Below are 9,308 nucleotides of genomic sequence, written 5' to 3' on the forward strand. Positions count from 1 at the left end.
GGTCACTGCGCCGTATAGGTGATGCCGCTGATCGGCGAGACGATCTGGTTGTAGATCTCGCCGCAGCGGGCGCCGCAGCGCCTGACGAAGGCCGGCAGAACCACCTTGGTCAGCGCCTCGCGCAGCGCCGCCACATCGGCCGGCGTCTCCCGCGTGATGGTCATGGGCCGGTTGGTGACGACGTGGCCGATCTTGCAGCCCGCGGCATTGCCGGCATTGCACTGGATGCCGTCCTCGGTCAGCTCGGCGCCGAGCTTCCACTGGGCCTCCTCCACCTCGTTCATGGTGGTCTGCAGGAAGTCGCGCACGGCGGGGTCGAGCCGGTTCCACCAGGCGAGGTTCACCGCATAGGCGGCGACGCCCCACTGGATCGGCAGCGTGTAGAGATGGCGCGTCACCTCGTACCAGCGGGCGCCGTTGCCGGTGGCCGTACCGGTGACCGCGCAATCGACGACGCCGCGCTCCAGCGCGCCATAGACCTCGGGGAAGCCGATCGCCACCGGCTGGCCGCCGATGGACTGGATGAAGTCGTTCTGCGAGCCGCCGGGCGTGCGCACCCGCCGGCCCTTCAGGTCGGCGAGGCTGGTGACGGGATCGCGGCAGAACAGCACCTGACCCGGGAAGGGATAGAAGGCGACGATCTTGATGCCGACGCGCTCCAGCTCCTTGTTGAGGGTCGGCAACATGGCATGGGCGATGCGGCGGCCCTGCTCGTGCGAGGGGTTCTGTCCCGACATGTCGATGATGTCGAGCAGCGGCACGTCACCCGCCACCGTCGGCAGGGCGAGGCCGGCGAGGTCGATCTGCCCCGAGCGCAGCACGCGGATGAGGTCGGGCCCGGTGAGGCCGCGCTCCGGCCAGCTCGCCAGCGTCACGCGGATGCGCCCACCGGAACGTGCGGGAAGCGCCTCGCGCAGCATGGGGATGTCGACACGCGTATATTGCGGGATCGAGGGCGAGAGCTGCGTCACCATCTGGATGGCCACCGGCGGGCCCGGCGGCAGGGCGGGCGCCTGCGCCAGGGCGGGGCCGGCGAGGAGGCCAAGGACGGCCGTCACGGCCATGGCGAGAGACGGGAACGACGAGACCATGGGGCCCTCCGGATGCGGGGACATGCCCGCCATGGGCGACTATAGGCGGCGGTGACGCCGCGTCGAGATGGCACGATGCAGGGCTGGCCGCATTGACCCGGCCCGGCGTGCATGGCTAAACCCGCGCCATGACCGCTCCCGCAAGCTCCAACGGCTCCGGCAGCCCGGCCTCGCGCCGGCGCACCTTCGCCATCATCTCCCACCCCGACGCCGGCAAGACCACGCTGACGGAGAAGCTGCTGCTGTTCGGCGGCGCCATCCAGCTCGCCGGCGAGGTCAAGGCCAAGCAGGGCCGGCGCCAGACCTCCTCCGACTGGATGGCCATCGAGCGCCAGCGCGGCATTTCCGTCGTCACCTCGGTGATGACCTTTGAATATGGCGGCTGCGTCTTCAACCTCCTGGACACGCCGGGCCACGAGGACTTCTCCGAGGACACCTACCGCACCCTGACCGCGGTCGATTCCGCCATCATGGTCATCGACGGCGCCAAGGGCGTCGAGGACCGCACACGCAAGCTCGTCGAGGTCTGCCGCCTGCGCGACATCCCCATCATCACTTTCGTCAACAAGATGGACCGCGAGACCCGCGATCCCTTCGACCTGATGGATGATGTGGAAAAGGCGCTGGCCCTCGACACGGTGCCCATGACCTGGCCGATCGGGACAGGGCGCGACTTCGCCGGCACCTACGACCTCGTCCACAACCATGTCCGCCGCATCGATCACGACGAGGAGCCGATCAAGGTCAACGGCCCGGAGGCCGGGCTCTTCGATGACTTGCTGCCTCATGGCGCCGACGAATGGCGCGAGAGCGCCATGCTCGCCCGCGATGGCGCCAAGCCCTTCGACCTCGACAGCTACCGCGAGGGCCACATGACGCCGGTCTATTTCGGCTCGGCACTGCGCAATTTCGGCGTCCGCGACCTCATCGACGCGCTGATCGCCTATGCGCCGCCGCCGCGCGCCCAGATCGCCGAGAGCCGCACCGTGCTCGCCGACGAGCCGAAGATGAGCGGCTTCGTCTTCAAGATCCAGGCGAACATGGACCCCAACCATCGCGACCGCATCGCCTTCCTGCGCGTCTGCTCGGGCAAGCTCGCCCGCGGCATGAAGGCCAAGCTCGTGCGCACCGGCAAACCCATGCCACTCAACGCGCCGCAGTTCTTCTTCGCCAAGGACCGCCAGCTGGCGGAGGAGGCCTATGCCGGCGACATCGTCGGCATCCCCAACCACGGCACCCTGCGCATCGGCGACACGCTCACCGACGGCGAGGATATCGTCTTCAAGGGCGTACCGAGCTTCGCGCCGGAGCAGTTGCGCCGCGTCAAGCTGAAGGATGCGATGAAGGCCAAGAAGCTGCGCGAGGCGCTGCAGCAGATGGGCGAGGAGGGCGTCGTCCAGCTCTTCGTGCCCCATGACGGATCGCCCGCCATTGTCGGCGTCGTCGGCGCCCTGCAGCTCGACGTGCTCAAGGACCGGCTCTCTGCGGAGTATACCCTGCCCGTGGACTTCGATCCCTGCCAGTTCGCGGTCTGCCGCTGGATCACCGCCGACGACCCGGCGAAGCTCAACGCCTTCGTCGAAAGCCACGGATCATCGATGGCGCGGGATCTCGACGGCGCACCGGTCTACATGGCCTCGAGCGCTTTCTCGCTGCGCTATGAAGAGGAACGGGCGCCCGGCATCACCTTCTCGGCGATCAAGGACTATCAGCGCGCCGCATCCTGACGGGAGCCGCTGCGGCGGGAACCGCCCACCGCCTGGCCGATCCAGCTGATCACCTGGGCATGCAGGCCCGGATCCTTGTCGATGTTGAAATGGCTGATGTTGCCGCGGCCGCGCAGGTCGATATTGTCGACCCGGCCGCGAAAGCCGGGCGCCGCCGCCACCGTCGTGCCCCAGCCGTTGTTCGACTGGTAGAGGTTGATGTAGCGGCGCGTGCCGCCGGCCAGCTGCTGGCGGACCGTGGGATCGAAGGCGACGGCAAGCGCCAGGCTGCCGCCGCCCTGGCCGACCGCATTGGCGAGGTCGGTCACGGCATTGGCCCCGAGCGAATGGCCGATGACCACCGCCTGGTGGCGACCGCCGGAGGCGCGCTGGTTGGCGAGGATTTCCGCCGCGATGCTCGGCCAGGCGCCATATTCATGCACCGTGGCGTTGTAGCCGCGGGCGCGCAGCTTGTCGGCGAGGTCGTCCATGCCCAGCGAGAAGACATTGGCGAGGCCGCGCAGGAGATAGATCCGCGGTGCGATCTGCTGCACACGCCGGCCCGTTGTGGCCGTCGACAGTAGATCGCCGCGCACCATGGCGTCGCGCGCCATCTGCAGCGTCTGGCCACCCTCGCCGTCCGTCTGCGCCCTGGTCTGGCAGCCCGCCAGGAGGACGCCCGACAGAGCGAGCGTCGCAATCGCGGCACGCTTCGACATCACCATTGCCAACCTCAGCCCGAAGACCGCCCTTCAACCTCCAGGACCCTGTCCCGGTTCCGACAGAACGAGACGCTACCCTGCCCGACCATGGTTAACTGCCGCTGAACACGGCGCCGGTCAGGATCAGAACGCGACGACCCGCGCGGGGACAGTCCGACATCGGCCTATGGTCGCCGATGGGCGCGCAGCCGCCAACCCTGTTTCGTGTCAGTAGAGATAGGGAACGATCCGCTTGGTTCGCGCCGCGTACGCCGCATATTCGGCACCGAAGGCCTCCTGCATCATGGTCTCCTCGCGCCCGACGCGGAAGGCATAGAGCAGACCGAAGCCGAGGAAGCCGGCGGGGCCGACGACCCAGTTCTGCAGGAGCAGCAGCTGCGCCAGGGCCCAAAGGAAGAAAGCCGTGTACATGGGATGACGCATCAGCCGATAGACGCCGTGGGTCACCAGCGTATGCCCCTCGCGCAGCTCAAGCGTCTGCGACCAGTTGCGGCCAAGCTGGCGGTGGGTGGCCAGGAACAGGCCGAGGGCCGCGGCGAAAATCGCAGCGCCGGCCCAGGCCTGCACGGCCGAGAAGCCGTAATCGGCAAAGCGCAGCATGCCGAACCGCGCCAGCAGGCAATAGGCGATCGGCACAATGCCGAGGCCGGTCAGCGAGATCAGCAGGAGCACCCGTTCCTGCCGGTCGACGGCACTGACCTGGATGCGGTTCTTGCGCTTGTTCTTCACCTCGTGAGGGATGCGGATGGCACCCCAGCCGAAGACGCCGATCAGGAAGATGATCTCGGCCATGAGACGGGTCATCGGTGCGGCATGTCCTCGGCAGGCTCGGGGAAGGGTGTGGTCGCCCCGGACAGCGCGCCGTCGGGGCCGAGCGCACCGGGCAGTTTCGCGCCATGGTCGACAATGTCGGCGAAGCGGAACGGCCCGCAGGCGATCATGTGGAAATCATAGGCGTAGCGCTGCTCGTTGCCCATCACATATTGGCGGTGGATGCGCAGCAGATTGCCGCGGAAGCGCTTCCAGGTGTGGGGCGACAGCATGCGCGACAGGCGGATCGACTGGCGGACCGGGCGGCTCGCCGCCTTCAGGCCGAGCGCCTCGACCGTGTTGTTCTTATAGAAGCAGATGAAGTCGACATGGCTGTCATATTCCGCCCAGATGATGGCGGGACGATCGGCGATCCGCTGGATCCGGTCGTGCAGCCAGCCTGCCGCGGGGTGGAGAGCGATCTTCAGCGTGGAGGAGCCGACCCCGGCGAGCCCGAGCGGCGGTGTTCCCGGCGAACCGGCAGCCTCGACGCGCGCCACGGCGTCGAGCATCCACACCGCCCCGAGGCTATGGGCGACGATGACCACCTCGTCGACATCGTCCGCCGCCAGACCCGCGGCGATCTCGCGGGCGAAGGCCTCGGCGCGCTGCTCGATCGCCGGCCGTCGGCGCCGGATCATGTCGCGCGCGAAGATCCAGTCGCTCAGCATATAGGTCAGGTGCAGGCGCGATCCCGCGACCGCCACCAGTGCGGCGAAGAGCGCCAGCCCGGCCACCAGGCTCAGGCCCCCGGGCAGCGGCAGGCCGAACAGGCCGGGGAGCGCAGGAACGCTCCAGGCAAGGGCGGCGAAGACGGCCAGCAGCACCATCGGATAGGCGGCAAAGAGCGCATAGCGCCAATAGGCGAGGGCATAGCGGTAGAAAGTTCCCGACAGCAGGATATCGCCGGCCGCGACGAGATAGCGCGGCAACCGCTTCCAAACCGGCAGGTCCATGTCTTCAGCCAGGATGTCGTCCCAGCGCAGCAGGCGGATATCGGTCTCGACGGTGAAATCCGGACCGGACAGGACGACCGGCCAGGCCGTCACCGGCGCATCCGGCAGGTCAACGGGCTGGCCGACCCGGGCGGCGAGCGACCAGGTCTTCTCGAAACGGCCGATCTCGCGCGCAAAGCGATGATGGTGGGCGCTCGCCGGCAGGGGCTCATAGCCGGTCAGGAGATAGGTGCGTCGCTTGCGAACGGAACGAATGTCGGCCTCCGGGACATTGGCAGGCGATCAATGCCATGCCAGCACATCCTTCGCCAGATCGCGGGATCGCCACCGACACGGCAATCCCCAGAAGGGGACAGGGCCCCTCCCGGTCGCCTTGCCCGCACGCCCACCCCGCGCGCCATCGATCACGACCCGCCACGCCCCCTTGGCGCCCGGTCATGGGTGGCGAAGCTGAGGCCATCCGCGCCAACGGTGGCTCCCTGGCGGTTCGACACCACGCTTTACCCTGGTGGATGGCCTTTTGCCGCCAGGGGCGCTGGACGCAGGATTCGGTCCGACACCGAAGGCGTTCGACGCCGAAATCGAAAGAGGCTAGCCTGCGGACCTGTGGCATGCGGGACCCTCAGCGGTCTCCCGCCTGGCCCTGCGCGGCGAGGGCGAATGCCGATGGATAGTGATCACAGGGGACCCGACACGCGACCGGCACGGTTGCGGCGACCGGCACGGTTGCGGCGACCGCCGACCTGGAGCCTCGAGCACCAGCGGCAGGAGCCGGAAAAGCCCGGCTTCAATGCCTGGGACGACCGTATCCGCACGCGCCAAAACGTCGCCGCTGCCGCCGTCGTGCTGCTCCTGGGCCTGGCGACCTATAACGTGATGGTCGAACTGCAGTCGAGCTCCCGCATTCTCGCCTGTATCGAGGCCGGCCACCGCAACTGCTCACAGCCCGTAATCCCAGGCAACGGCCACCGCTAGACCTTCTTCTACCCTCGTGCCCCACGGGCCTTTCACACGCCCCGCGTCCCGTGATCGTGCACCAGCGCGAAAGTGGACGGGCCGATCCACGATCACTTCACCACCTCGAGATGGCCATAGGCCTTGAGAAAGTTGCGGCCGCCGGCCCTGTCCTCGGCGAGCGCCGCAACGTCGTCGAGGAGCGCTCGGATCGCCCGCCTGACATCGCCGTCGAATTCGGCCAGCACCGCCTCGACCTCCTCGTCGCCGCCATCGAGCCTGTCGAAACCGGACATGCTGCCTGCTGCGGTCATCTCGCACCTCCCTGCTTGTTCTTATTATGTTCCATTTTCAGCAAAAGGCAAACCCCATTCAGCGCACCACCAGGGTGGCGCTGCTGCGGACTGCCGGAGAGGAAAGCCATGGATTTGTAAGAGCTTGGGCGCGAATCCGACGGACGTCACCGTGGAATGGTGTCGCTTCGCGGAGCCACTAACATGCCGGCTTGGCCGGGCCGGTCAGACGGCCACGGCTGGCGGACTGACGTTGGGATCGTTGAACCGCGCGGGTTTCACCACCGTCAGACTGACGTCAGCCACGCCGCGTAACCGGACCATCGGACGTTTGCTGTCACTCCATTGGACCTGCTCTACTTTCAGTAGCCGCCATGACCAAGCCTGCCGCCACACAGAAAGCTGCCGCCAAATGCGCGTCCTGCTCGTCGAAGACCACCCACCCTTGGCCGAGGCCGTTTGCGATGCGCTGCGACGGGCGGGCTTTAACGTGGACCACGTCGCCACGGCCGCCGATGCGTGCGAACTCTCAGGACAATCGGATTATGCCCTGATCCTGTTGGATTTGGGCCTACCTGATGGCGACGGGCTCCGCTTGCTGCCGATCCTGCGGCAGAACGGGCGGGTTCCGGTGATTGTACTAAGCGCACGCGACCAGTTGGTAAACCGGCTGGGCGGGCTCGATGGCGGCGCGGATGATTACGTCGTCAAGCCAGTCGAGATGCCCGAACTCGTGGCCCGCGTCCGTGCTGTGCTGCGCCGACCAGGTGAGCGCGCGGATACAATCCTGCGACTTGGCACGCTTGCGCTCGACACCGCTGCACGCAGCGTCAGTGTGAATGACAGGGCGGTCGTTTTGGGGCGCCGCGAACTGAGCGTGCTGGAACAACTGATGCGGAGTGCGGGCCGCGTCGCGTCGCGGCAGGTCCTGGAGGAGGCGATTTACACGCTCGACGACGAGGTCACGCCCAATGCTCTCGAGGCCGCGGTGTCGCGCCTGCGCCGTGCACTCCAGGCAGCGGACTGCACTGTGCCGATCGTCAATATACGCGGTGTGGGCTGGATGCTCCCGCGCGAGAGCGGGCAATGATCCGTCCGCACCGTCCGCTGGCTCAGGTCCTGATCCGGCGCCTGACCCTGATCGCTGCCGTGATAGTTGCGTTGAACTTGGTTGTGGTCAGCCTCTACTACGGGTCCGACCGTCCCGCACTGGAGGCCGAGGTCGTCGCGGCTGTCACCGAACGGCTGAGCGCGGCGCTGGAGGGCAACACCCTGCCCGCTGCTGCTTCGGCGCGCGCAATCTTTGCGGATCATCCGACAGCCTATGCCTTTGCGCTGGTGGACCGCACCGGGGTGGTGGTTGATGCGATGAACCGTCATCTGATCCCACCCTCTGCCATCGACATCTTCGCCGATGACTGGGTCACGGCGGTCGATCTGCCCACAGGGCGATTGGTTTATGCGGGCCATGAATTTCGCAATCGGACGGATGGGTTGCGGGTGGTGTTTGTCATGGCCGCAGACCCGGAAAACCTGGTGCGCCGCGCCTTACTGAGCGAATTGCGCCAGCATGTCTGGGGACCGATCCTGCCTATGGCTATCTTGCTCATTGCCGCCAGCGCGATATTGATCAGGCGCGAACTCGCCCCAGTAGCCCGCGCCGCTGCGTGGGCTCGCTCCTTGCGCCCCGATTCCCTGACGCCGCCCCCCGCTGGTCCGGTGCCTTCTGAGGTAGCGGACCTGATTGACGGCACACAACGTGCGCTCGACCAGCTGGCCTTGGCCTTAGCGGCCGAGACCCGCCGCGCCGCCGAGGCCGCACATGCGCTGCGCACGCCTGTCGCGGTGCTGACGGCCCGGCTTGACGCGCTGCCGCCCGGCGAGACGACCGAAAAGCTTCGGGCTGATCTGGCCGCTCTGTCGCGCACTGTGCAACAGGTGCTCGCGGCGTCGCGGGCGGACGTGCTGACGGCCCCAGCCGATGCGGCGCTCGACCTGCGCGACCCAGCCAAGACGGTGACGGCTGCCCTTGCTGGCATCGCCTATAGCAAGGGGATCGAACTAGCCCTGTCGATTCCCGATGAGCCCGTGACCGTGCGGGCCAATCGCGAAGCGGTGGAACTGGCACTGTCGAACCTCATCGAGAACGCGGTGCTGCATGGCGGGCCTGGCGAGGTCGAGATTACGGTCGGACCTGACCGGAGCCTCTCTGTGCGCGATCACGGGCCGGGTCTGCCACCAGGAGCGAATACCCGCGTCTTCCAGCCATTCTGGCGCGCCCCAGGTGCCGTGGCCGGAGGCACCGGGCTTGGCCTTGCCATCGTCGACCGCTTGCAGCACGCCCAAGGCGGCACCGTTACGGCGAAGACACCGGAGGATGGAGGGTGCGAGGTCATCTTGTCTTTCGCACCCACGAAAACCTGACGGATCGTCAGAGAGCGGTCAGCCTCGTCGCCCATAACGCTCTCATCGGATCCACGGACGATCCGGACAGACAGGAGCAAAACCCATGAACGGCGCCAAAGACGTCAAGAAAATGGACCTTCACAACATCCGCGAGTGGCTGTCGGGCGAGGTCGAAATCCGGCTGCCGAAGGCGTGGCTGGCGATCGGTGCGGCTGTGATCGCCGTGCTGTTGATTCTGGCCATCGACTGACCTGTCAATCGGCGTCCAAAGTTGACCCCTTTTCGGCGTCCAAAGTTGACCCCCTTGCAGTCCGGCAGCGGACGCCCCGACGCAGCTGGTCGGGATTGCGCAGTCGGGGCGACCGCGGTT

Annotated in this window: 10 protein-coding genes; 5 read left to right on the forward strand and 5 right to left on the reverse strand. The window is 67.1% G+C overall.

Annotated features, from left to right (window positions below; genetic code table 11):
* Positions 1–2: 2 nt before the first annotated feature.
* Positions 3–1,091, reverse strand: coding sequence for a TRAP transporter substrate-binding protein (locus tag Q0C57_RS19570; RefSeq protein WP_296579152.1), 1,089 nt, complete (start codon positions 1,089–1,091; stop codon positions 3–5).
* Positions 1,092–1,219: 128 nt separating this feature from the next.
* Here Q0C57_RS19570 and Q0C57_RS19575 point away from each other — a divergent pair, with 128 nt between their 5' ends.
* Positions 1,220–2,818 carry a peptide chain release factor 3 gene (locus Q0C57_RS19575; RefSeq protein ID WP_296579154.1) on the forward strand — a complete coding sequence of 533 codons (1,599 nt, stop codon included), beginning with the start codon at positions 1,220–1,222 and terminating at the stop codon, positions 2,816–2,818.
* On the opposite strand, the gene Q0C57_RS19580 is transcribed toward Q0C57_RS19575, so the two are convergent.
* The 3 genes from Q0C57_RS19580 to Q0C57_RS19590 all read right to left on the reverse strand — a co-directional run bounded on the left by Q0C57_RS19580 (position 2,800) and on the right by Q0C57_RS19590 (position 5,378).
* Positions 2,800–3,516: a hypothetical protein gene (locus Q0C57_RS19580; RefSeq protein ID WP_296579156.1), complete on the reverse strand. Its 717-nt coding sequence runs from the start codon at positions 3,514–3,516 to the stop codon at positions 2,800–2,802. The genes Q0C57_RS19575 and Q0C57_RS19580 overlap by 19 nt on opposite strands.
* Positions 3,517–3,726: 210 nt before the next feature.
* Positions 3,727–4,323, reverse strand: a complete 597-nt coding sequence (locus Q0C57_RS19585) for a protein-S-isoprenylcysteine O-methyltransferase (protein WP_296579159.1) — start codon at positions 4,321–4,323, stop codon at positions 3,727–3,729.
* Positions 4,320–5,378 carry a hypothetical protein gene (locus Q0C57_RS19590; protein ID WP_296579162.1) on the reverse strand — a complete coding sequence of 353 codons (1,059 nt, stop codon included), beginning with the start codon at positions 5,376–5,378 and terminating at the stop codon, positions 4,320–4,322. Before Q0C57_RS19590 ends, Q0C57_RS19585 begins: the two co-directional genes overlap by 4 nt.
* A 633-nt stretch (positions 5,379–6,011) precedes the next feature.
* Here Q0C57_RS19590 and Q0C57_RS19595 point away from each other — a divergent pair.
* Positions 6,012–6,260, forward strand: a complete 249-nt coding sequence (locus Q0C57_RS19595; RefSeq protein WP_296579165.1) for a hypothetical protein — start codon at positions 6,012–6,014, stop codon at positions 6,258–6,260.
* Positions 6,261–6,352: 92 nt separating this feature from the next.
* On the opposite strand, the gene Q0C57_RS19600 is transcribed toward Q0C57_RS19595, so the two are convergent.
* Positions 6,353–6,553, reverse strand: coding sequence for a hypothetical protein (locus Q0C57_RS19600; protein ID WP_296579167.1), 201 nt, complete (start codon positions 6,551–6,553; stop codon positions 6,353–6,355).
* 391 nt (positions 6,554–6,944) lie between these two features.
* Between Q0C57_RS19600 and Q0C57_RS19605 the strand changes: the two genes are divergently transcribed.
* The 3 genes from Q0C57_RS19605 (at position 6,945) to Q0C57_RS19615 (ending at position 9,188) form a co-directional block, all read left to right on the forward strand.
* Positions 6,945–7,622 (forward strand): response regulator transcription factor, encoded by a 678-nt coding sequence (locus tag Q0C57_RS19605; RefSeq protein ID WP_296579168.1) that lies wholly within the window; start codon positions 6,945–6,947, stop codon positions 7,620–7,622.
* Positions 7,619–8,956 carry a HAMP domain-containing sensor histidine kinase gene (locus tag Q0C57_RS19610; protein WP_296579171.1) on the forward strand — a complete coding sequence of 446 codons (1,338 nt, stop codon included), beginning with the start codon at positions 7,619–7,621 and terminating at the stop codon, positions 8,954–8,956. Before Q0C57_RS19605 ends, Q0C57_RS19610 begins: the two co-directional genes overlap by 4 nt.
* 85 nt (positions 8,957–9,041) lie before the next feature.
* The gene (locus Q0C57_RS19615) at positions 9,042–9,188 is read left to right on the forward strand and encodes a hypothetical protein (RefSeq protein WP_296579174.1); all 147 of its coding nucleotides are present in this window, start codon (positions 9,042–9,044) and stop codon (positions 9,186–9,188) included.
* The last annotated feature ends 120 nt before the right edge of the window (positions 9,189–9,308 follow it).

This window comes from Phreatobacter sp. (assembly GCF_022843985.1).
Classification (GTDB): domain Bacteria; phylum Pseudomonadota; class Alphaproteobacteria; order Rhizobiales; family Phreatobacteraceae; genus Phreatobacter.